The 23,015-nt window shown below is 42.1% G+C and carries 25 protein-coding genes; 2 read left to right on the top strand and 23 right to left on the bottom strand.

Translation table 11 applies throughout. The features are described 5' to 3' along the window. Window positions 1–39: 39 nt before the first annotated feature. From IGI76_RS07780 to IGI76_RS07755, 6 genes are all read right to left on the bottom strand, one after another. Window positions 40–501: a hypothetical protein gene (locus tag IGI76_RS07780; RefSeq protein ID WP_010748202.1), complete on the bottom strand. Its 462-nt coding sequence runs from the start codon at window positions 499–501 to the stop codon at window positions 40–42. 24 nt (window positions 502–525) lie between these two features. Next, complete coding sequence (gene dnaI, locus IGI76_RS07775; protein WP_005226006.1) at window positions 526–1,455, bottom strand: primosomal protein DnaI; 930 nt, start codon at window positions 1,453–1,455, stop codon at window positions 526–528. After that, window positions 1,455–2,831: a replication initiation and membrane attachment family protein gene (locus IGI76_RS07770; protein ID WP_438781307.1), complete on the bottom strand. Its 1,377-nt coding sequence runs from the start codon at window positions 2,829–2,831 to the stop codon at window positions 1,455–1,457. The genes dnaI and IGI76_RS07770 overlap by 1 nt, the downstream gene beginning before the upstream one ends. Window positions 2,832–2,844: 13 nt before the next feature. Continuing rightward, window positions 2,845–3,315 carry a transcriptional regulator NrdR gene (gene nrdR, locus IGI76_RS07765; RefSeq protein ID WP_005226004.1) on the bottom strand — a complete coding sequence of 157 codons (471 nt, stop codon included), beginning with the start codon at window positions 3,313–3,315 and terminating at the stop codon, window positions 2,845–2,847. A gap of 203 nt (window positions 3,316–3,518) precedes the next feature. Then, window positions 3,519–4,160 (bottom strand): FusB/FusC family EF-G-binding protein, encoded by a 642-nt coding sequence (locus IGI76_RS07760; RefSeq protein WP_438781305.1) that lies wholly within the window; start codon window positions 4,158–4,160, stop codon window positions 3,519–3,521. 247 nt (window positions 4,161–4,407) lie between these two features. Next, window positions 4,408–4,746 carry a hypothetical protein gene (locus IGI76_RS07755; RefSeq protein WP_016609515.1) on the bottom strand — a complete coding sequence of 113 codons (339 nt, stop codon included), beginning with the start codon at window positions 4,744–4,746 and terminating at the stop codon, window positions 4,408–4,410. Window positions 4,747–4,914: 168 nt separating this feature from the next. Here IGI76_RS07755 and IGI76_RS07750 point away from each other — a divergent pair, with 168 nt between their 5' ends. Beyond that, a complete protein-coding gene (locus IGI76_RS07750; protein WP_438781303.1) occupies window positions 4,915–5,694 on the top strand; it encodes an ABC transporter ATP-binding protein in 780 nt (259 codons plus the stop codon). Between the two features lie 216 nt (window positions 5,695–5,910). Further along, window positions 5,911–7,206 carry an ISL3-like element ISEfa11 family transposase gene (locus IGI76_RS07745; protein WP_153884166.1) on the top strand — a complete coding sequence of 432 codons (1,296 nt, stop codon included), beginning with the start codon at window positions 5,911–5,913 and terminating at the stop codon, window positions 7,204–7,206. Window positions 7,207–7,391: 185 nt separating this feature from the next. On the opposite strand, the gene coaE is transcribed toward IGI76_RS07745, so the two are convergent. The 17 genes from coaE to IGI76_RS07660 all read right to left on the bottom strand — a co-directional run bounded on the left by coaE (window position 7,392) and on the right by IGI76_RS07660 (window position 23,014). After that, window positions 7,392–7,985 (bottom strand): dephospho-CoA kinase, encoded by a 594-nt coding sequence (coaE, locus tag IGI76_RS07740; RefSeq protein ID WP_221692991.1) that lies wholly within the window; start codon window positions 7,983–7,985, stop codon window positions 7,392–7,394. Beyond that, entirely contained in the window at window positions 7,982–8,824 is an 843-nt protein-coding gene (mutM, locus tag IGI76_RS07735) for a DNA-formamidopyrimidine glycosylase (protein ID WP_275850407.1), read from the bottom strand. Before mutM ends, coaE begins: the two co-directional genes overlap by 4 nt. A 15-nt stretch (window positions 8,825–8,839) precedes the next feature. Then, window positions 8,840–11,485 (bottom strand): DNA polymerase I, encoded by a 2,646-nt coding sequence (gene polA / locus IGI76_RS07730; protein WP_081117054.1) that lies wholly within the window; start codon window positions 11,483–11,485, stop codon window positions 8,840–8,842. A gap of 125 nt (window positions 11,486–11,610) precedes the next feature. Further along, window positions 11,611–12,303, bottom strand: coding sequence for a Bax inhibitor-1/YccA family protein (locus IGI76_RS07725; protein ID WP_005231333.1), 693 nt, complete (start codon window positions 12,301–12,303; stop codon window positions 11,611–11,613). Further along, a complete protein-coding gene (locus tag IGI76_RS07720; RefSeq protein ID WP_005225996.1) occupies window positions 12,296–12,769 on the bottom strand; it encodes a MaoC family dehydratase in 474 nt (157 codons plus the stop codon). Before IGI76_RS07720 ends, IGI76_RS07725 begins: the two co-directional genes overlap by 8 nt. A 141-nt stretch (window positions 12,770–12,910) precedes the next feature. After that, window positions 12,911–14,245 carry a UDP-N-acetylmuramate--L-alanine ligase gene (murC, locus tag IGI76_RS07715; protein ID WP_005225995.1) on the bottom strand — a complete coding sequence of 445 codons (1,335 nt, stop codon included), beginning with the start codon at window positions 14,243–14,245 and terminating at the stop codon, window positions 12,911–12,913. A gap of 114 nt (window positions 14,246–14,359) precedes the next feature. Beyond that, window positions 14,360–14,824 carry a SprT family protein gene (locus IGI76_RS07710; RefSeq protein ID WP_005225994.1) on the bottom strand — a complete coding sequence of 155 codons (465 nt, stop codon included), beginning with the start codon at window positions 14,822–14,824 and terminating at the stop codon, window positions 14,360–14,362. Then, complete coding sequence (locus IGI76_RS07705) at window positions 14,821–17,007, bottom strand: Tex family protein (protein ID WP_438781299.1); 2,187 nt, start codon at window positions 17,005–17,007, stop codon at window positions 14,821–14,823. The genes IGI76_RS07710 and IGI76_RS07705 overlap by 4 nt, the downstream gene beginning before the upstream one ends. Before the next feature lie 137 nt (window positions 17,008–17,144). Continuing rightward, window positions 17,145–17,879, bottom strand: coding sequence for a metallophosphoesterase family protein (locus IGI76_RS07700; RefSeq protein ID WP_123833883.1), 735 nt, complete (start codon window positions 17,877–17,879; stop codon window positions 17,145–17,147). A 165-nt stretch (window positions 17,880–18,044) separates the two neighbouring features. Further along, window positions 18,045–18,416 carry a VOC family protein gene (locus tag IGI76_RS07695; protein ID WP_005225991.1) on the bottom strand — a complete coding sequence of 124 codons (372 nt, stop codon included), beginning with the start codon at window positions 18,414–18,416 and terminating at the stop codon, window positions 18,045–18,047. 22 nt (window positions 18,417–18,438) lie between these two features. Beyond that, window positions 18,439–18,852, bottom strand: a complete 414-nt coding sequence (locus IGI76_RS07690) for a DUF1149 family protein (RefSeq protein WP_005225990.1) — start codon at window positions 18,850–18,852, stop codon at window positions 18,439–18,441. Window positions 18,853–18,944: 92 nt separating this feature from the next. Next, entirely contained in the window at window positions 18,945–19,997 is a 1,053-nt protein-coding gene (locus tag IGI76_RS07685; protein WP_005235759.1) for a SepM family pheromone-processing serine protease, read from the bottom strand. Beyond that, window positions 19,987–20,481: a pantetheine-phosphate adenylyltransferase gene (gene coaD, locus IGI76_RS07680; RefSeq protein WP_005231326.1), complete on the bottom strand. Its 495-nt coding sequence runs from the start codon at window positions 20,479–20,481 to the stop codon at window positions 19,987–19,989. The genes IGI76_RS07685 and coaD overlap by 11 nt, the downstream gene beginning before the upstream one ends. Window position 20,482: 1 nt before the next feature. Continuing rightward, window positions 20,483–21,037, bottom strand: coding sequence for a 16S rRNA (guanine(966)-N(2))-methyltransferase RsmD (gene rsmD, locus IGI76_RS07675; RefSeq protein WP_005225987.1), 555 nt, complete (start codon window positions 21,035–21,037; stop codon window positions 20,483–20,485). Between the two features lie 100 nt (window positions 21,038–21,137). Beyond that, entirely contained in the window at window positions 21,138–21,482 is a 345-nt protein-coding gene (locus IGI76_RS07670; protein ID WP_005225986.1) for a YlbG family protein, read from the bottom strand. Next, window positions 21,469–21,897 (bottom strand): YlbF family regulator, encoded by a 429-nt coding sequence (locus IGI76_RS07665; RefSeq protein ID WP_167822798.1) that lies wholly within the window; start codon window positions 21,895–21,897, stop codon window positions 21,469–21,471. The genes IGI76_RS07670 and IGI76_RS07665 overlap by 14 nt, the downstream gene beginning before the upstream one ends. After that, on the bottom strand, window positions 21,884–23,014 hold the full coding sequence (locus IGI76_RS07660; protein ID WP_167822799.1) for a CAP-associated domain-containing protein: 1,131 nt from the start codon (window positions 23,012–23,014) through the stop codon (window positions 21,884–21,886). The genes IGI76_RS07665 and IGI76_RS07660 overlap by 14 nt, the downstream gene beginning before the upstream one ends. Window position 23,015 lies beyond the last annotated feature (1 nt).

Genomic DNA, 23,015 nt, shown 5'->3' with positions numbered 1-23,015 from the left:
CGTCTTGACTGTGGTGCCATTGCCAAGGCGCACATTGCATTAATCGTTCACTAATTCAACCTTTTGAATCGAGTTACCGGGAATTTGCGGTGGGATCGACATCGTCATGATCGGGACGCCTTGCAGCGACACTTGGACTTTGTCTCCTTCAACTAACTCCTCGATCTCTCCTGAATAGGCCTCGATAGGGACATGGAGAATGACCCCATCATTTTGAAAACTTTGGACGACTTGATCCTCATCTTCAACTGCCGCTACGTCTTTCAAAAATAATTGAAAGGTATCATCTGAACCTGCTCGGGCATCTTCTTGAATAATACCAGTAAAAACCGTCGCTGTTTCGCTCTCTGAAGAACTATTGGCAACGGAACTAGCATTCTCACTTGATTCAGAAGGCGTGTTATCGCCACTTGATGCATTGTTGTTTTCGGGACTGCCACAAGCCGTTAACAGCAGCACTGCTGCTAAGGACAAGCCTAGAATCACTTGTTTTTTCATCATCTTCTTCCTCCAGTAATGGTTTTTTTAGGCATCATTTCGTCGATTTTTGCCCGTCATTTGGATCTCTTGTGTCAAATAACGAATACGCTCCATAATACGTTTGGCTTTCAATGGTTCGGATTCGCCGCGTTGCGTTACTGAAAGATGCTGCTCCAACTCATGCATAGTAAAATTCGAGGTAAAGAACGTCGGGAGTTGCTCTTGCATTCGGTATTGTAGAATCACACCGAAGACTTCATCACGAATCCAACTGCTCATCGCATCCGCACCGATATCATCCATCATTAAAATTGGGGCTTTTTTCACTGCGTTCAGCTTATCCCCCACCTGATCTTTGCCGATTGCTTGTTTCATCTCTACTGCAAATGTCGGGAAGTGAACCAATGTCGTCGTGTAGCCTGCCTCCGCTAAATCTCTGGCGATCGCGCCAAGCAGATAGGTTTTTCCGATCCCAAAACTCCCTACAAAGTAAAGTCCTTTATGAAACTCCTGTGGATTGGCTGTCAACTCACTAATAAAATCAACGGCAGCTGCGATGGCCTCCATTCGGCCAGGCGTTTGCTGATAATCTGCAAAACTTGCTTCTTGTATATCTTTAGGCATATCCATCGCTTTGATGCGGCTGCGAATTTCTTCTTGTTTCTGATATGCCAGTAGTTCTTTCGTTGGTACATAGGTGACGTCAATAAAATGAAAATTTAACGCTAAGCGCGGCTCATAGCCCGGTGCGATCATGGATGGATCATTGATGCGGAATTTCCGCTTTTCTTGGACGAACTCATACAGTTTCGCATAGCTTTTTTGAATATCTGCTTCGGTCAATACCTCTTCATTTTCGGCAATAAACGCTTTGACATCAGGATCTTGTAAAACCTCTGCCATCATTGCTGAAAACTGATCACGGTAATTGCGTTTATCCAATAGTTTTCCTAAGTTTTTCCCTACATCTTCCATTACTTGTCACCAGCTTTCTTATGCAAGTAGTTTTGCAGTTTTTTATCTAATTCTGCTTGTCGCTCTGGCGTTAAGGCTGTCTCTTCCACTGGTTTTTCAGCCCAAGAAGGCAGCTTTTCTTCGCGAATGATTTTTTTGCCGCTGGTTTGTGGTCGGCTGCGTTTTTCCTTGGCACTTCGAACAAGGCTCCGAACATGTTTGATGGCATCTTCTGCCGTGCCAATTTTTAATTCTGACCACTGGGCGGCGATATTGTTCACATAATTCCCTGACAAAGCGGCATTGTTTTGGACCACCAAGACATAATGAACCAGAACATTGATCACACTATTAGGCAATGGTGACCGTTCGACAAGGCTCTTGATCAGCCATTGTTCTGAATCCGTCATAAAACTGTTTTTCTCCGCTTTGATCGCCTTGAGAAAAGCGATTGGTGCATTGTTCTCACTTTCTTGAATCAATAACACATCATTTTCTGAAAAACCATTCTGTTTTAAGGTATTGAAGCGGCGCAACTGACTTTCCGCTTGGGGATCTTCTCTTTTTGATGTTTTCGTAAATGTTTGTCGTGATTTCTTCATGATGGCTTGTTCCAGCTTCTTCTGGTCGACCTCGCCTGTTGTCAAAGAAACATTGTCCGCCATCAAATCCAACAATTCCAACACATCATAGCCATATAAAGAATGGTATAGAACTAACTTTTGTCGAAAACTTGGTGTGAAATTAGCGGCACGGATATACCGACGCTGCGCTTCATATAAAAGAAAGTCCCAATCCAACTGCTTTTCATCAAGCACCAAGTTCGCATTGGTTTCTTGAAAGGAATCACTGACTGCCTGTAACGTTTCTTCATGTGAAGCAAAACGTGCGGTATTTAACCCATAGGCGGCTGAGAAGGATTGGGTCACTTCCTGATAATCGGTCAAGGAACACTGCTTTGGTTGATACAGCTTGACCAGCTGATCAAATTTACGCTCTCCGACTCTTTCCAACAACAGATAGGCATACAATTCATCTTGAAAAAACGCTGCTGGATGGACCGGTTCTTGCAACCAATACAGATACGAGCTTACGTTTTGAGCATCTGCTTTCTCATAAGACTTTAGCAAGCCGATGCCCTCTAAGTTTTGCTTGGCTTTTATGAAGCGAGGCATTCCCGCATTCATGGCATTCAAGATATCTAGATGCACGGACGTCATCGACTCCTCGCCAGAAAAGCTTTGGGCTTGGACATCGCTTGCGAGTGTCAAGTACAACGCTAAAGCATCACTTTCAATAATTGGTTGATACAAATAAATGAGGGCGTCTTTTCCTTCCGTTGTAAGTGGACGGCTTTTGAACACTTTGTACGATTGATTCGGTAAACTATTGCCCACTTGTTGTCCCCCTCTATTCTTGTGGTTCTTTCGCTTTTTCGACGATGTCTTGTAGTTCTTTCAAGAAAACTGACATGTCTTTAAACTGGCGATAGACACTGGCAAAACGGATATAAGCGATCTCGTCTAAATCAACTAAATCTTCCATCACATACTCACCAATCTGTGTTGTAGAAATTTCATTTTCACCAAGAGCACGAACACGACTTTCCACATGATCGACGATCGTTTCCATCTGATCCATTGTCACTGGACGTTTTTCAGCAGAACGAATCAAGCCCCGTAGGATTTTTTCGCGATTGAATTCTTCACGGGCACCATTTTTCTTAATGACAAGTAGGGGTGCCTCTTCGATACGTTCAAATGTTGTAAAGCGATAGCCGCAATTTTCGCATTCACGACGGCGGCGAATCACACGTCCATCATCGGCTTGTCGACTATCAACTACCCTAGAATTGTTATGATGACATTTTGGACATTGCATAGTTCCACCTCATTTTCTCTCTTATGCGCTTACGTATTTACGTAAAGTCATCGGTTTCTATGATTAATTATAACATGAAATCCGTTGGTACAATAGCCAAAGTGGTTTATTCTGTTCATTTATTACAAAATTTAAATAATGTTATAACTACTGTTTTTTTGAATTTGAAAAAACGGCAGAAATTTTTCTGCCGTTTCATTTCGTTATTTATCTTTCATTTGCAGCAAAGAAACAAAGTCATGCAAATTTGCTGGCTGTTCCATCTGCTGATTGCACCGTTGGCTATCCCGGCAAATATAGTTCCCCCGTTTGGTATACGTTCCATCGCCATTGCTTTTCGTCAAAGAAAGAAACATCGAGACATTCCCCTCATGCTGACACAAGGGACAGATTCCTTTTTTGACCTCGGTTGAGACATGACCGTGAAGTCCTGTAAACCCTTCTTCAGTGGCAATGATCATAAACTTGCTTTGACTACCGATATCATCCCAAGAAAGATAGATGGTCTCTTTTAAATCAACGGAAGCAAAATCAGGTATTTTCAGTTTTTTTACTTTCCGAAACATTTTTTCAATTTGTTTTGTTGTCGGTACCTGAAAGGGTCGGACGTACTCTTTGAGCTCTGTTAACAGCTCATTGCTGCGACTGATCGTCATCCCTGGTTGAAAGAAAGCAGCTAAAATTTCACGTGGCGCTGTTTCTTCTTCAGGAAAAAATTGTTCTATGGCGTCTTTTGTCATCGTTTCAACCGTTTTGATCGTTCGAGGATCATTGACCGATTGATACGTTCGTACTAATTGGTATACTTGATGTTTAATTGAATGAAATTGGTAAGGTTCGATCATAAAAAAGCCTTCTTTCTAATTTTCCGTTTCCTATTGCGGCTGTTCTACTTTCTTGACAGTCGTACACAATGCATAAATAAGCATTTGATGACCACCTCCCAATTTCTTTGCTTCTTTCCATGCGATCTTAATGGATTATAATGAGAGGTTGAGAAATTGTCAACTGTGTAGGTGGTTGTCTTTCAACCTCTCTTGTCTCATTAACCCAAAAATGCCTCGTCTAGAAGACGAAGGCATCCATGTTTGTTTATAATTTATCTTCAATTCCTGTGTAATGCTTCAGCTGGTCTGCATCCCGTCGATCATTCGAAGAAATTTTATTTGCATCGGGATTTTCAGCTCGCAATAGTTCTTCGCTGCTGACATTTTCAGGGGTGGTTCGATCATTGCGGGCATCACGCTCATCATTTTGATCATCTAGTTCATTGACTCGTTTTTGATCGTGCTCTTTCTTGATTTGACCTTCTTGTGCTTGTTCTTTTCCAGAGTGGGCAAGTTCTTCATTGTTGGTCCACTCACCGATTTTTTCTTTGGCTTTGCCAACGATCACATCTTTTTCATCTTTAAAAGTACCCATAGTTATCATCCCTCCTGTATAGTTTCATCATAACAAGCATTCTGATTTCTGACAAAAGATATGAATGCGATACCAAACAGTCAGCAAAATGTTTTTCTTTATGCTATAATATGAGCGATTATTTTCTGAATTTTCTTACAACTGGAGGTGAAGAACCTGTTTAAGGTTCGACAATAGATGACAATCCTCGATTTCCAACAGGTTTCATTCGTTCGCGACAAGAACTATTTATTAAAAGCGATCAATTGGCAAGTGAAAAAAGATGAGCATTGGGCGATTTTAGGTCTGAATGGTGCTGGCAAAAGTTTATTACTCCAAATGATCACGGGAAGTTTATGGCCTTCTTCTGGTCAACGAACAGTCTTAGGGGAGCGTTACGGAAAAACGTCTGTGCCCGATCTTCAACGGCGCATTGGTTGGGTCAGTTCAGCGCTGCAAAGCAAGTTTTATGGTCGCGATCTTGCCGAAGAGATCGTTCTTTCCGGGCTTTATTCCAGTATTGGTCTTTATGAGTCCTACGAAGAAGAGCAGCTGATCCAAGCAAAAGAGCTTTTGGCTGACTTAGGTTTATCGCATCTGATCCATCGTTCCTATCACGTCCTTTCTCAAGGGGAAAAACAATTTGTCATGATCGCACGGGCCATGATGGCACAACCAGAGATCCTCATTTTGGACGAACCTTGTACGGGCCTTGATTTATTTGCGCGAGAAGAACTGCTAACCCGTCTGCAGGCTTTTTCACAGCTGCCGAATACGCCGACTCTTCTTTACGTTACCCATCATACGGAAGAGCTACTACCGATTTTCACTCATTTGCTGATGTTAAAAAACGGCAAAGTCCACGCCGCTGGTCAACGAGAGACGATTTTTACTGAGGAGGTTCTCACCTCTTTTTATGATCAGCCGATCGTTCTTCACCCCTTTTCCAGCAATCGCGTGATCGTGACCCCAAAATAAATCAGGGCTGGTACTTTGATGTTTAACCATTCATACACGATCGTCTTACTTTCCAAACCAAACAGTTTCCGACATGTTTCGGCTCTATAATTTATGGGACTGATGAATCAGAATTGATTCTTCAGCCCCATTTTCATTTTAGGTATTAAAAAACATATCGTTCTCTAGTATGATTAAATCACCACAAAATAAACAACTGAGAGGACGATATGCTATATGAATGATTCTATCAAAAAAATGCTGAGAATAATAGAGAAAGATTTGATGATTACAGAGGTCTCTTACGAGACCCTTCAGAAGAAAAAGACGTTGGTCGTCGATGCTGTTCTCTCGCCTACTCCTCGTGCTTGTAGAAGTTGTGGTTCTACTGTGGTAGATGGAAACGGGAAAGCAATTATAGTGAAAAATGGGAAGAAGGAAATGATTGTCCGTTTTGAACAATACAATCATATGCCTTTAGTTATGCGCCTAAAAAAGCAGCGCTATACCTGTAAAAACTGCCGAACCCATTGGACGGCTCAAAGTTATTTTGTCCAACCCAGACATTCAATCGCAAATCATGTTAGATATAAAATTGCTTCTTTACTGACTGAAAAAGTATCTTTATCTTTTATTGCGAAAAGCTGTCAGGTATCTTTGACCACCGTTATTCGTACATTGAAAGAGTTTAAAAGCTATTTGCCAAAACAATCTAAGAAGATTCTCCCAAGAGTATTGATGGTTGATGAATTTCGTTCGCATGCTTCCATAGAAGATAAAATGAGCTTTATTTGCGCAGATGGCGAAACAGGAAAATTAATAGATGTTTTGCCTACGCGTAAATTACCCCGATTAACAAGCTATTTCTCAGGTTGTACTAATCCGGAAGAAGTAGAATTCTTGGTGACAGACATGAACGCCGCCTACTTCCAGCTCACCAAACGTGTTCTGCCAAATGCGAAAGTAGTGATTGATCGGTTTCATATTGTCAAACACATGAATCAAGCGTTCAATGAGTTGCGTATCCGTGAAATGAATGAACTTCGTAAAGCAGGACAGAAAAGCCAAGCAGAAAAACTGAAAAAGAACTGGCGCTTTTTGCTAAAAAATCGTGCAAACATCAACCATTATGAATACAAAACATGGAAAAGTTTCCGAGCGCCAAAATACCCATTTCTTACTGAAGCAATGATGATTGATCGATTGCTTGAGTTTTCTGCGCCCCTAAAGGAGGCGTATCCCTTTTTTCATGAATTAGTTGAAGCCTTTCGAGACAAAGACCCTGACTTATTTTTCTCCTTATTGGCAGAACTTCCCGAAACGTTAGATGACGGCTTTCGAGAAAAGCTTCAAAACCTTCTTACCCATGAAGAAGGCATCACCAACGCAATGATCTATCCTTATTCCAATGGAAAAATAGAAGCGAAGAATACCCACATAAAGACAATGAAACGAGTATCCTACGGATTTAAATCATTCGAGAACATGAGAATTAGAATCTTTTTGATCAATCAATTAATCAATGTAAGATAACAAAAAAATCTGAGCCAGAATGTGGTTCATTCTGACCCAGATTTGATTTTACACAACTCATCAGTCCTTATTGACAAAGAGCCCATGTTTCAGCGCCAGTTGTTTTTTAGAAATGATAGGGCTAAGTTTGCTATTGAAAGACAAATAGCAGGTTCCCTTTTGCTGAAGGGAACCTGCTGTCTTATCTATTTGTTTAAGGATGCTAACCAATCATCGATCTGCTGATTGAGTTGGGCGATCGTTCCTTGATTATCAAAGACAATATCGGCTCGTTGTTTCTTTTTCTCAATTGAAAGCTGACTGTCGATTCGTTGTTGCGCTTCTTGCTCACTCAGTTGATTACGTGCCATCAACCGCTCTTTTTGAAGCGCTTCTGGCACATAAACGACTGCGGTTTGATCCATGTATTGGTCGTAGTCGGCTTCATATAACAAAGGAATGTCAACGATCAACAAAGGCACCTGCTGTTTTTTTTCTTCGATCTGAGACAAAATCTCTTGTCGAATAAATGGCGACAGCGTCTGATTCAGCAAGCGACGTTTTTCTGGGTCATTAAATATCAGGGCACCGAGGGTTTGCCGATCCAGGTGCCCGTCATCGGTCAAAATTTGCGGACCAAAGGCTTGTGTCACCGCCTGCAAGCCCTCCGTATTCGGTTCAACGACTTCTCTGGCGATGATATCGGCATCAATAATCGGTAAGCCCAGTGAGCGAAAATGCGCGACTGCGGTACTTTTCCCAGTGGCGATCCCGCCAGTGACCCCTAAGACAAAGCTCATTTGCTAGACCTCACATGCAATTTTTGGCACTGAGGACAAAAGTGCGTCCCCCGTTGGGCAACTTTGGTCTTGACGATTGGTGTCCCGCATCGCCCGCAAGGATTGCCCGTCTGGCCATAGACATTTAATGACATTTGGAATTTTCCTGCTTCGCCCAACGCATTGAGATAGGTCCGAATGGTTGTCCCCCCTGCTTCAACGGCGCGTTCCAAGACATCGATGATCGCTTGATGCAACACGTTGGCTTCTGCTGGAGTTAGCGAATCTGCTGGTTGTTCGGGATGGATCTTCGCTTGCCATAGCGCCTCATCTACATAAATATTACCCAAACCAGTCACAAGTTTTTGATCTAACAAAAGGGGTTTGATGGCTTTTTTGGACCGCTTTAAGCCTTGCTCAAATGCTTCCAATAAAAACAATTCAGGCTTAGGCTCAGGACCTAATTGCATGATGCCTTTATAGGCTGCGCTTTGGTCTTTATCCACTAAAGTCATACGACCAAATTTTCTTACATCATGGTAATTTAACTGACTGCCATCCGTAAAATGGAAAATGACATGTGTATGTTTATCGACAATCGGGTCTGACTCAAAATACTCGTACTTACCTTCCATTCGTAGATGAGAGATCAGATCATAATCTGTCAATTTAAAAATCAAAAATTTTCCACGTCGTTCAAATCTTTCAAAACGTTGCCCTTTCAACAGTGCCGAAAAGATCGGCACTTCAGGACTTTCGATGATTCGTGGCCAAAGGATCTCGACCGATTCGATCGTTTTATTTAAAACAAGTTTTTCAAGTCCTTTGCGGACCGTTTCAACTTCTGGTAATTCAGGCACCTCTGTTCACCTCATTTATTTTGCATCGTACCATGTTTTGCCCCAATTGCTGTCTGTCAGTAAAGGGACATGCAATGCAACGGCTTGCTCCATCACTTCTTTCACTAAAGCGTCAAGACGAGGCAATTCAGATTCAGGTACTTCAAAGACTAGTTCATCGTGTACTTGCAGCAGCATCGTTGCTGCTAATTTTTCTTCTTTCAAACGTTTCGCCAAATCGATCATGGCAATCTTTAAGATATCTGCCGCACTGCCTTGGATCGGTGTATTGATGGCGGTTCTTTCCGCAAAAGTCCGAATATTGAAATTGCGCGAATTGATATCAGGTAGGTAACGACGGCGATGATACAAGGTTTCAACGTACCCTTTGTCCTTCGCCTCACGAACCACATCCTCCATATACGTTTTCACACCAGGATATTTTTCAAAATACGTATCAATGTATTGTTGGGCGGCTTTTCTGGTGATTCCTAGATTCTGGGATAAGCCATAATCGGAAATACCATAAACGATACCAAAGTTGACCGCTTTGGCTTGACGACGCATATTTGGGGTCACATCTTCTGCTTTTTCGATACCAAAGACTCGCATCGCTGTGCTTGAGTGGATATCTTGACCTTCGATAAAGGCTTCTTTCAAATGGGTATCATCTGAGATATGTGCCAACACTCGTAATTCGATTTGAGAGTAGTCAGAAGAATAGATCACCCAATCAGCTTCTCGCGGCACAAAGGCTTCACGGATCTTTCGACCTTCTTCTAAACGAATCGGAATGTTTTGCAAGTTCGGATCGACAGAACTTAAACGACCAGTTTGGGTCAAGGTTTGTACATATCGTGTATGGACTTTGCCATCACCTTGGATCACTTTTAATAAGCCTTCTACATAGGTTGATTGGATCTTAGCGATTTGACGATAAGTCAAAATGTCTTCAACGATCGGTGCTTGCTCTTTTAGTTGTTCTAACACATCGACGGCTGTCGAATAGCCAGTCTTGGTTTTTTTGATGACTGGTAAGCCCATTTTTTCAAATAAGATCACACCCAGTTGTTTCGGTGAGTTTAAGTTGAAGGTTTCACCAGCTTCGGCGTAGATTTTTTCTTCAATTTCATGCAACCGTTGCGCAAATTCGCCCTTCATCTGATGCAAGCGAGACGCATCAACTTTGATTCCAGTAATCTCCATATCAGCTAAAATCATTGATAAAGGCAATTCCATTTCTTCAAATAGCGCTGTTTGATTCTTCGCTGCCAATTCTTCCGTAAGCTTTGGTGTTAGGTTCGTAATCGCTGCTACTTTACGGGCTAAATGAGCAAAGAAATCTTCCTCATCCGCTGGCAAACCTTTTTTCGCACCTTTTCCATAAATCGCTTCATCCGATTGGATCGCATCATAGCCATAGTGAGCGGCAACACCTGCGATGTCATTATTCGTATCATTCGTGTCTAAAAGATAAGCTGCCAATAAAACATCAAAAGCGATTCCTTTTGGTGCTGTCGTGTATCGGTTTAATGCCACGTACGTGCGTTTGGCATCATAGACGAACTTTCTACGCTCCTCGTCTTTTAACCAATTGGTAAAGACTGGACTTTCAAACAATTCTTCACGATTGCTGACATAAATTTTTTCTTGATTGCCCCAAGCAACACCGACGATGTCTTCCAAATGATAGTTATCCCCCATCATCTCGACATACAATGCCGTGTCTCCTTGGAACATATCTTCTGTTACTTCTTCAACGACCGAAAATAAAATGTCTTCCATCTCAACTGGTTCAGCTGTAATCTGCAACTTCTCTAAGAAGCTATTAAAGTTCATTTCTTGGTAGAATGGCACCAATTTCTCTAAGTCTTTGCCTTCATATTTCAGTTTGTCGACATCGACCTCAATGGGCGCATCCACATCGATGGTTGCTAACTGTTTTGAAAGAAAGGCGATCTCACGGTCATTGATCAAGTTTTCTTTCATCTTGCTTTTTTTCATTTCATCGATGTGTTCATAGATCCCCTCAACGGAGCCATATTCCTTCAATAGCTTGATGGCTGTCTTCTCACCAATTTTGGTGACACCAGGAATATTATCGGAAGCATCACCAGCTAGTCCTTTCATGTCGATGATTTGTAAGGGCGTTAGGCCGTCATATTTTTCAGCCACATGAGCGGGTGTATAACTTTCAATTTCGCTAACTCCTTTGACCGTAATGTCAACTTTCACGTGCTCCGTTGCCAGCTGGGTCAAATCGCGATCGCCAGATAAAACGACAACGTCAAACAGCTCCTTGTCGACTTTATTCGCCAATGTGCCAATAATATCATCGGCTTCGTAATTATCTAATTCGTAATATTGAACACCTAACGCGTTGATCAATTCGCGAATGTAAGGCATTTGTTCTTTAAATTCCCCAGGGGTTTTTGAACGTCCGCCTTTATAGTCTTCATACATCGCTGTCCTGAAGGTGGTTTTTCCAGCATCAAAAGCCACTAAAACATGTGTTGGCTGTTCTTTTGCCATCACATTTTCAAACATAGTATGAAACGCATAGATGGCATTTGTGTGCAGCCCATTGGCATTTTTAAACCGTTCTAATGAATTATGCAACGCAAAAAACGCGCGAAAAGCCACACTATTTCCATCAACGAGTAGTAATTTATTTTTTGGCATTTGATTACTCCTTTTCTCAAAAAGTTCCTCTTTATTCTATCAAAGAACGGGCACAAAAGCGATGAATTGCTTTGTTTTCTCTCTCATTTTATACAAAAAAAAAGGCGAGTTTCCTCGCACTTTTTTTAGTTGTTTTTTCCAAAGATTCGCAATAATGCAAGGAATAAGTTGATAAAGTCCAAATACAGTTGTAATGCCATGAAAACGGCCACTCCTGTATTTGCGCCACCATTCGTTGCGAAGTATACATTGCGGATTTGCTGATTGTCATAGGCGGTGATCCCCATAAAGACAAAGACGGTCACGATCGATAAGAAAAAGTCAACCGGTTGACTGCGTAAAATAAATACATTCAAGAGCGTCGAGATGATGATCCCGAGCAACAGACCATAGCCGATACGACCAACTACACTTAGATCCCGTTTGGTCATGATCCCAAATGCTGACATGACACCAAAAGTGACAGCTGCTGAAACAAATGCTCCCACGATCGATCCAAAGTCATAGATCATCAGTGTCACAGATAAGGTCAATCCATTCAAGAGCGAATAGACTAAAAAGCCAGCAACGGTCAAGGACGGATTTTTCTGCGCCTTCACCCCTAATACAATAACTAGAATGATCTGTAAGATCCAAAGACCAGTAAATCCTAGCGGAAAGTTGCTGATAAATTGCAGGGTTTGCGCTTGAAAGACTTCCCCAAATATATAGGCTGAGATCGCACTGATCGCAAGCCCAACGCCGAAGAATAAATACACTTTTGAATAAAAGCGATTTAAGCCTTGGGCTTGGACGGTTTCATTATTTAAATTATTCATCTTGTTGTTCCTCCTCATTTTCTGCTACTGCTTTTGGCGGCTGGACCATGACCACAGCATCTAAAATACGATGATCTTCTGTGTTGATCGCTTCAACTGAAATAGTTACCACGTCTTTCATTTTATCCACTTTGATCACTTCGAATTCAAAGGTCAACGTTTCATAATGATATACAGGTTCAATAAAGTTTACCGAAAAATTGACTACATGAGAGCCAGGACCAGGCAAATGTTTCGATACGGCACTGGTAATGATCCCCATCAACATAATGGATGGTACGATGGGACGCTGGTACTCAGTTTTTTGTGTGTAGTCATGTTGTATATACAAAGGATTGGCATCATTAGTCAGCCCTAAATATAACAGCAGTTGATTGTCTTCGATCGATTCTGTTAAGGATAACGAATCGCCTTCCTCGATATCTTCAATACTTTTTCCTATTTTTCGCGGTTTCCCTATATTCAAAATTTAATTCCTCCAAAAAGAATAGTTTCATCTGAGTATATTCTATCAGATGCCGACAAAAGTGCAAGTTCGCGGTGCTGCTTTTGCAAAAACTTCATATGTAAAAAACTCTTGCAGCAAACACGCCACAAGAGTCTTTGATTACAATACGTTACGAGTTGTATTGCTTAATAGTTTTTCATAGGCTGTTTCAAATTTTTGCACATCGCCTGCTCCCATGAAAATCACGACAGCATTTTGATGATCCAATAGCGGAGATACGTTCTCTTCTTTGATCACAGTTCCGCCTTTTTGGATTTTCTTGCCTAGATCTTCAATTTTAACATCTCCTCGTGATTCACGAGCAGATCCAAAAATGTCACATAGATAGACATGGTCTGCAAGATCCAATGCTTCCGCAAATTCATCCATCAAAGCGATCGTGCGGGTAAAGGTATGTGGCTGGAAGACAGCAATAATTTCTTTCTCTGGATATTTTTGACGAGCGCCATCGATCGTTGCTTTGATTTCTGCAGGATGGTGGGCGTAGTCGTCCACGATCGTCATATCCGCCACGATTTTTTCGCTAAAGCGGCGTTTCACTCCAGGAAATGAAATCATCTCAGCAGCAACTTCTTTCATATCCAATCCTTCTTTGTAAGCCACAGCGATCACACTTAATGCGTTGTTGATGTTGTGCTGACCAAACGCTGGCAAGACAAAATGGCCAATATTTTCACCATGGATAAAGACGTCGAACTCTGAACCTTGGGTGGTGCGTTCAATATTTTTTGCTTGGACATCGTCGTTATCGTTGACGCCGTAATAGTAGATTGGGACATCGGCTTCAAGTTTACGCAAGTATTCATCATCACCAAAAGCAAAGATACCTTTTTTCACTTGACTTGCCATCGATTGAAAGGCTGAGAAGACATCCTCGATCGAGTGGAAGTAGTCTGGGTGATCAAAATCGATGTTGGTCATGATTGCATAATCCGGTGAATACGCTAAGAAATGACGACGGTATTCACAGGCTTCAAATGAAAAGAATTCCGCATCAGGTTCCCCATGACCAGTCCCATCGCCAATCAAGAAACTTGTTGGACGGATGCCGCTTAAGACATGAGAAAGCAATCCTGTCGTACTGGTTTTCCCGTGAGAACCGGTCACCGCAATACTCGTATAGGGCTGAATGAATTGGCCAATAAAGTCATGATAACGAGTAACTTCTAAACCAAGTTCTTTTGCCCGTACGATTTCTTCGTGGGTGTCAGGGAAAGCATTCCCTTGGATAATGACCATTTCTGGTTGAATGTTTGCTTTATCGAAAGGCAACAATTTGATCGCTGCTTTTTCTAGATCACGTTGAGTGAAGAAATATTCTTCCACATCAGAGCCTTGTACTTGGTAGCCTTTTTCGTGCAGAATCAAAGCCAATGAACTCATACCGGAACCTTTGATTCCAACAAAATGATGTATTTTGTTTTGATTTTCCATTATTATAATCCTCTTTTCTCAAATCCGCGTCGTAAAAAAACGCGTGTATTGACAAATATCAGGTTGTCACACGACCTACATTATCATACAAAATGAAAAAAATAGCAACGAGTTTTATTTTTCGACTTGACTTTTCTCATCATTTCCTATTTCTAGCAAACGTCCACGACATTTTCCACAAACATATTTTTTGATATCCACACGTCGCTGCCGCCGAATCTCGCAGCCGCAATTTTGGCATCGATAGCGATGTTTGGCTGTCCTTTTGGCAGGAGGTGCATAACGCAAGCCTCCCGTTCTTGCCAGCAATGCTTTAAAGGCAGGATCTTGGTGACGGTGACCAAGACCTGCTAAGTGCAAATGATAATGACACAATTCATGCTTGATAATGCCGATAAAAACCTCCATCCCGTGTTCTGTGAGCATGGTTGGATTGAAATCCAAGTGGTGATCACTTAGATGGTAGCGGCCACCGGTTGTTTTTAAGCGAGAATTAAACACCGCTCGATGCGTGAATGGTTTGTTGAAAACAGACAGCGACAGCTCTTCCACCAAATGCTGCAATTCTTGTTGGGTCATTTTGCATTTCCCGGATCGACCATCGTTAAACTGATACGGCCTTTTTTGACGTCTACTTGCTCGATCCAAACGGTTACGACATCACCGACGGAAACAACGTCTTTCGGATGCTTTACAAACGAACGGCTCAGCTTCGACAAATGCACCAGTCCATCTTGTTTGACACCGATATCGACGAAAGCACCAAAGTCGATCACATTTCGAACCGTTCCCTTCAGTTCCATTCCCGGTTTTAGGTCCTCCATACTCAGCACATCTTTGCGCAATAATGGCGCTGGCATTTCATCACGCATATCGCGTCCAGGCTGCATTAACGCCTTTAGGATATCCGTGATGGTTTCTTTCCCGACTGACAATTTTGCGGAAAGCTCCGCTGGGCGTAGTTGGGCAAGTTTCGCTTTATTTTCTTCCATTTGCTCTTTCCCTAGCTCCGCTAAAGAAATACCCGCGATCGCCAAAATTTCTTTGGCAGTGTCATAACTTTCTGGATGGATCCCGGTATTGTCAAAAATGACTTTTCCGCCAGGTATCCGCATAAAGCCGATCGCCTGTTCATAAGCTTTTGGTCCTAAGCGAGGGACTTTTTTCAGTTGATTCCGCTGCGTAAATACACCATTTTCTTCTCGATAAGTCACGATATTTTGAGCAGTGGTTTTATTTAAACCAGCTACATGCTGCAAGAGTGCCGCACTTGCGGTATTGACGTCAACGCCAACTTGGTTGACAACAGTCTCAACAACAAAATCCAATTGTTCAGCGAGGCGTTTTTGCGAAACGTCATGCTGGTATTGTCCGACGCCCACGGATTGTGGATCAATTTTGACTAATTCTGCCAAGGGATCTTGCAGACGGCGACCAATACTGATAGCGCTGCGTTCTTCCACTTGCAAATCAGGGAATTCTTGACGAGCGATCGGACTGGCAGAATAAACAGAAGCGCCTGCCTCATTCACGATCACATAATATACTTCTTGATCGATCAATTTTAATTGTTCAGCGACGAATTGCTCTGATTCCCGACTCGCAGTCCCATTACCGATTGCGACCATCTCGACTTTATAGGTTTGTAATAAGCGACGAAACGCTGGTCCGGCAGCTTCTCGCTTATTCATAGGCGCTGGTTTATGAGGATAGATCACTTCGATCGCTAGTACTTTTCCAGTCTCATCAATGACGGCTAGTTTACAGCCTGTACGATACGCTGGATCAAAACCTAAAACGACTTTGCCCTTCAATGGCGGCTGCAGCAACAGATTGCGAAGATTTTCTCCAAAAATCGCAATTGCTTGTTCGTCAGCTTTTTCTGTCAATTCATTGCGGATCTCTCGTTCGATGGCTGGTGAAATAAACCGTTTCAGCGCATCAGCAGCTGCAGCTTCAACAAAACCGGCTGCGGGTGAATCCCTATTCGTGATCAATTTGCGACGTAGGTAATCCATGATTTTTTCTTCATCTGCCACAAGGGCGACCTTCAAGATGTCTTCTTGTTCCCCACGATTAGTGGCTAAAATTCGGTGGGATACCATCTTATTGATAGGATGCTGGAAATCGTAATACATTTCATAAACGCCTTTTTCATCTTTTTCAGCATTTTTGACCGTGCTTTGATACAGTCCTTTGTTTGTGTAATAGCTGCGGATCCAACTACGAAACTCTGCAGTATCACCAACGCCTTCTGCAATGATCTCGTGCGCGCCTGCTAAGGCATCTTCTACAGTAGGAACAGCATCACTGATAAATTCGGCCGCTTTTTCTTGAACGTCACCTGCTTTTGGGAAGCTTAACAGCCACTGAGCAAATGGTTCCAAGCCGTTCTCTTTGGCGATCGTCGCTTTGGTGCGTCGTTTTTGTTTATAAGGACGATACAGGTCTTCGACGGCCTGCATTTTTGTCGCAGCTAAAATCGCCTGTGATAGTTCAGGCGTTAGCTTTTCTTGTTCTTCTATCAAACGCAAAACCTCTTGCTTGCGTTTCTCTAAGTTTTCTAAGTACTGGTATCGCTCTTCAATTTCTCGAATCTGAACTTCGTCAAGTCCATTCGTCATTTCTTTACGGTAGCGGGCAATAAAGGGGACGGTATTTCCTTCTTGCAATAATTGCAACACCGTACTGATTTGTTTTTGGGTAAAAGCGGTTAATTCTTGTTTTACTAAATCAAGTACCTCTTGATTCATTTCTGCCATTTGTTCTCACCTTTCCTTTGTTGCTTTTGCTATTTTAACATAAAAAAGACAGCCATTGAGCGAACAAGATTGCACGAAAACAGTGTTGCTTTCGCGACTCTTGTTATGGCTGCTTTTGTCTTTTCTCAAAAAGACTTTTAAAAGTCTGGTTGCCAAGGACCTGCTAAATTTTGGTATTCGATGTCCTGAACGATCCCTTTGTCATCAAAAATCACACCATGCACCGATCCACCAAATACTGCCCCGCCATCGATGCCGATTTTGTCGTCTTGTTGCCATAAATCCGTCGTCTGCATATCTCCATGCAGCATGGGCGTGATGGTATGGCCAAAAACGATCGTTTTTCCTGTACGGTTTTTTCCTTTATGAAACGGCTCGCGAATCCAGATAAAATCATGGTCTGCGGTCTTACGCCAATCTTTTTTACTTAAATCCACGCCCGCATGAACAAAGAGATACTTTCCCCATTCGTAATAAAGCGGTCGCTCCATCAAAAACTCTATTAAGTCTCGATAGCTACTGCGGATCATTAAGGCGATTTCCGTCGGCGAATACTCCTCAGTGGCGCCTGTATGCAAAAGACTTTCAATCGTTTCTTTGCCGCCATTGCGTACGTAAGCGGCAAACCAATCCTCAGGGGCATTTAGAAATTGCAGAAAATACTCCTCGTGATTGCCGCGTAAATAAATCGCTTGGTATTCTTCGACTAACTTTTTTCCAAGCAAAAAACACTCTTTTGACTTCGGCCCCCGATCATTTAAGTCTCCAATCAAAAGCAGCTGATGGAGCTTAGGGTCATAATCGGTAAGAAGTTTTTTAAACAGATCGGCCATTCCATGAATATCACTGATGGCATATAGATAGTTTTGCATAGTCATTTCCTCCTTAAAGGCAATTGATTCTCTTGTTATCAATTTTAGACCTTTGCCTGTAAAATGTCTTGCAATAAAACGAAAAAACCAACCATTTGTCCTGAACAGTACGACAACATAAAGTCGGGTTCAAAAGGACGAATGATTGGTTACGATCGACAAAAGCTATTTTCCTGAAACAGCAAAATAATTGCCATCCGGATCGGCAAAATTGAAAACCAGTTGTTCTTCCATCTGAATCAATTCACCCACTTCTGCTTCCATCTCTAAAAGCTTCTTATAAAGTGTCGTAATATCTTCTGCAAAAAACATGATCGATGGGGAATTCAAAGCGACTTCAGGTGAATGTGTTTCGATAAACTCACGGTCATATAAGACAAAATGTGCCTCCGCCTCTTTTGATGGCGCGATTTCAACGACGGATGTTCCATCAACGGTTTGTTGTTCAATGATCACAAACCCTAGTTCTTGCCAAAACTCAACTGCTTTCGTCACATCGTCGACGTATAGCATCACTTGCATTTGATTGGAAAACAATGGGCATCCCTCCTATTTCTCGTTATTCGTCTGCTTCCTTCGCTTCTTGCGCAGCGTTCGAATTGGTATTAAAGTTCAATTGTAAACCTGGTTTGTCGGTCACGATCTCTGTCACTTCATAAGTCAAGCGTTTGACGATATCAAACAAGGGCTCAACCAAGCGATCAGTTTCGGCTTTCGTCAAATCCTCTCCAGAATTGACTTTGCGATTCAAAATATGATTGACTTGTCCGACACGTCCTGACAAAACGTAATCAGGGAACACCAATTGGAATTCTAAGCGGGCACCAATAATACTGTTTTTTTCCATATATTCTTCATCTTTGACTTTTAACGGCGCAAAGCCGACATTCAATTTTGTTTCCATTTCTTTGTCTTTCGGTTTCATATCAAAATGATATGCTTCAACGATCGGTTGTTGTCTTTTTAATTCCACTAGATTCACACTCCTTATCTAAAAGTATAGCATAACCTTTTCTTTGAGCCTACTGTATTCTTTAGACAATAAAAAAAACGGCAAGTGCCGTTTTAATTTGCTTCTTTTAGTGTTGCTAGGTAGTCCAATGCATCTTGGACATTGGCGATCGGAACGATTTTCATGTCTGTGTCTAACTTCTTCGCTGCTGCCACTGCCTCTTCGTAATTCGTTTTAATGGAAGGATCTATTTCACGCTCTTCATCAGTGATTTCATCGTCCGGAGCAAAAAAGATTTCTGCTCCACTTTCGCTGGCACTCGCTACTTTTTTGTCAATCCCACCGATTCGACCAACCGTCCCATCAGCTGAGATCGTTCCGGTTCCAGCAATATTATGGCCTTTACGCAAGTTATCTCCAGTTAGCTGTTCATAGATTTCAAGGGTGAACATCAACCCAGCTGAAGGCCCACCGATATTGCCAGAATCGATCACGATCTCTTCATCAGAAGTGATCTCTGTATGATCGACGAGTGAGATACCGATACCTGCTTTTTGATTGCTTTCCAGTTCAATTAATTTGCCTGTTGCTTCTTTTTCTTCACCATCTTGCAAGTAAGTTACGGTGATCTCATCACCAATGGTTTGACTTTGTACATAGTCGATAAAGTCTTGGCTACTTTTAAATTCTTTGCCATTGACAGCGGTGACGGTATCTCCAACGGATATTTTCCCCGCAAAACTGGAATTTGGATCGATCCCCATGACATAGACCCCTTTATAGGTCATTTCATAAGGCAAGTCTGCCAGCTTTAATGCTTGCTCAATCGCACTATTTTGCGAGGATTCCATATAATAGCGCTGGATGCGATTGTACTCCTCATCTGTCGCACCGCCTAAAAGTTCTTCCTCACTGATCAAGTCTTGAAATTCATTGAATTTTGTTCCAATCGCCGTAAACACGGTAGCCTGTCGAATCCCGACACTGGTTAAAGAAAAGGAGCCAGCTGAGGTATCTTCTTTTTGATTGACGGTAATCAATTCTTTTAAATCGATCGTTGCACCAGGTTGCTCGATATAATAAGGAATCGGCAAAAAGGCACAGGCTGCGATGATCAGTGCTAAAACAAACAAGAGAACATATTTGATCGTTGATTTAAGATTCATTGGTATCACGCTTCTTTACTATAGCATCGTAGATATTTTGTGGTAAATATTCCGCAACATCGCCGTTAAAGGTTAAGATTTCTTTCAACAAACTGGAGCTGATGAAACTATGCTTTGCATCTGCTAAAAGAAAGACGGTCTCTAGGGAAGGTTCTAAGTGATGATTCATTTCCATGATGTCCCGCTCATACTCATAATCTTTCACACTGCGAATGCCTCTAAGCAGAAACTGTGCGCCTAGTTTTTTCGCGATCGTGACCGTCAGCTCCGTTTCTTGCGCCAGAATCTTGACGTTTGGAATATGAGCGAGGGCTTCTTCAATTAGATGAACTTTTTCTTCACTTGTAAAAAAACTTTTTTTATTGGTATTTGTAAAAACACCCACGATCAGTTCATCAAAAAGCGTTGCGCCTCGCTCAATCAGATCCACATGACCTGACGTCAGCGGATCAAAACTTCCTGGAAATAAAGCAATCTTTTTCATGTTATCCCTCATTTCTATAGATCGTCACCGCAGATATGCCATAGGTTTGGGCGCGCATCAAATGCAAAGAACCAATCTTTTCTGGCAAGACGATGGACTTATCTGTTTCGCAAACCACATAAGCAAACGGACGAATCAATTCATCCTTCAGCATAGCTTCTAGCTGTTGCAGGATCTCTTGCTTTGCGTAAGGTGGATCTAAAAATAGATAGTCAAAACTTTGTCCCTCAGCTGCAAACTGGCGTAAGGCTTGATTGGCATCCATTTTTAGTACCGTGAACTTTTCTGGTTCTTTGGTTATTGCAATATTTTCACGGATCACTTTGATAGCTGGAAAACTACGGTCGACACAAACGGCATGCTCCGCACCACGAGAGACCGCTTCGATCGCTAAGCCCCCGCTCCCACTAAACAGATCCAGTACAACTCCTCCATCTAAATATTGCCCTAACATGTTAAAGATCGCCCCTTTTACTTTGTCTGTCGTGGGGCGAGTGTTATCTCCAGCAAGACTTTTTAATCTGCGGCCACCATATTCTCCGGCTACTACACGCATGCGTTTTTCCCTCCAAGATCTTCGTAAATACAAATATAGCACTGTTTCTATAAATAGCAATAAAAAAATGGCGGTGACTCAAGGCACCCCCACTTTTCTATTACACGTTTTCTGCCAATCGAATCATCGTATTTTTTTCTTCGATATCAAACCCTTCATCTTTCACTGGATAGGCTGCTGATGTACCAATTTTTTCAGCAAAATCCATTTCGACATCTGGTCGATAGGAAGCTTCAACTTGTCGAACAAAGTGAAACTGCTCGATTTTTGTTTTTTTGCTTTCGTATTCTTCTTCGTTCAAATACATGACCACATATTTCATTTTGCGTGACACATAATGAACGAAGCCAAAACGACGCAAATTTTTTAGTTGGCGTAGGCTGTAGACCCATACGATCAATCCTCGACGCTTCTGCATCGTAAAAGGCGTTTTATCCTCGTGCATGACAATTTCCTCCACAACTTGATTTTGATTGAAAAAAAGGACTTCCAGCATCCACTTTGACAGTTGGTGAAAAACACGTAGAAATCGCTACGGTCAGTTCATCCAGCAAACGCTGCAGCTGCGTTTCACTCCAGCGGTACTCGCTCACTTGCTCATTGAGATCCAGCTGTCGCTTAGCTGTGCGCATCGCACGCTTTTTCTCTTTGTAATCAGGGGCATATGCGCCGTACGCTTCAATTCTTTCAAAATCCAGCTTTTTTTCTAAAAACGATTGCATCAATTCCTGAGCAACAGGATCTTGATGCATGGTTTGTTTTGCTATTTGATAGTTTCTACACGTTTCACTCGCTTTGATTGCCGTCACAAGTGAATCGATTTGATCTTCAATCTCGAAAAAGGCTTCATCGTAAATCATCTGATGTACTATCCTCGGTCCCTTCTACATCTTCTTGCACTAAGACTACCATATTTGCTTCAGAAAAAGCAATTCCTATCTTTTCTGATTGTTCATGGGTCAAACGTTCAGTAAATCTTGGGTTGCTGAACCAAGATAAAATAGTAAAGGTTGGATCATAGACAGGCGCTTCAAAAATCGAAGCAGAAGCCTCTAACTCCTTCGCTGCTAATAACTCCTGCCACTCATCGTTCGTCAAAACAAAATTACTCGTTTTTTCCGAAGAAAGAGCACGTTGATAGGAATGGATGCGTTGAGAGGTCAAATGATCCGATAGATTATTCGTCAAATCTGCTAAAAGTCCGACCGCATCTTGATGCGTCTGGGTATCTTGTACAAAGCTTTCCAAACCGATTTGATTACGAAGCTTATCAATAATGACAAAGGCTAACGTCTCTTTTTCAAGATCAGCTTGTGCTTGGTCAATCGTTTGCGAAACTTGAAACAGCGGTCGTTCTCCTTCCGTCAAGGGATAGGGCGCTAACTTAAGCAGGGTCGTCTGATCCAAGTAAGTGATCGCCTGCAGTTGAGCCGTCTCTTGATCAAAGAATAAAACAGCAAATGTCCCATTATCAAACGCTACTAAGGGTCGGTAGTTCATATCTTCTTCCATCAATTCAAAACTGATGGTGCGATCATTTTGTGTCAAGGTGAAATTTGGATAAATCATGGTCAGCTCAGTCAAGTCAGTCAAGGTCATGCCCATTGCAAAGGGCGCTAGGGAAGATCCCCCGGCGCCGATCACTTTGATTGCCTGCACACTCTCACCATCCGTATTGATCTCAACATATTGCTGATCGTCTAATTGATTGTAGACCCGAATTTCAAACTCGTAGCCCGAGCGATACGTTTGAACTGGAAGCCCGTAGATTTCTTCAAAATCAGAAACAGGCTCCCCAATCAATTCAGCTAATCCTTTGGCTGCGATTGGTTCATAATTCATGGTCGTTGGTGCTTTGATTGGGTTCTCGATCGTCATTCTTGAATCTGAAGCGTTTTGCATGAATACTGGCTGCAAATACACGATTATCAGGGCTAGGACAAATAAGCCGCAAAATAATAATCCCCTTCGCTTCATC

Source organism: Enterococcus sp. DIV2449a (genome assembly GCF_051711225.1).
Lineage (GTDB): Bacteria > Bacillota > Bacilli > Lactobacillales > Enterococcaceae > Enterococcus_D > Enterococcus_D casseliflavus.
The sequence above is the reverse complement of the archived record's forward strand: the minus strand, read 5'-3'. Positions and strand labels throughout refer to the sequence as shown.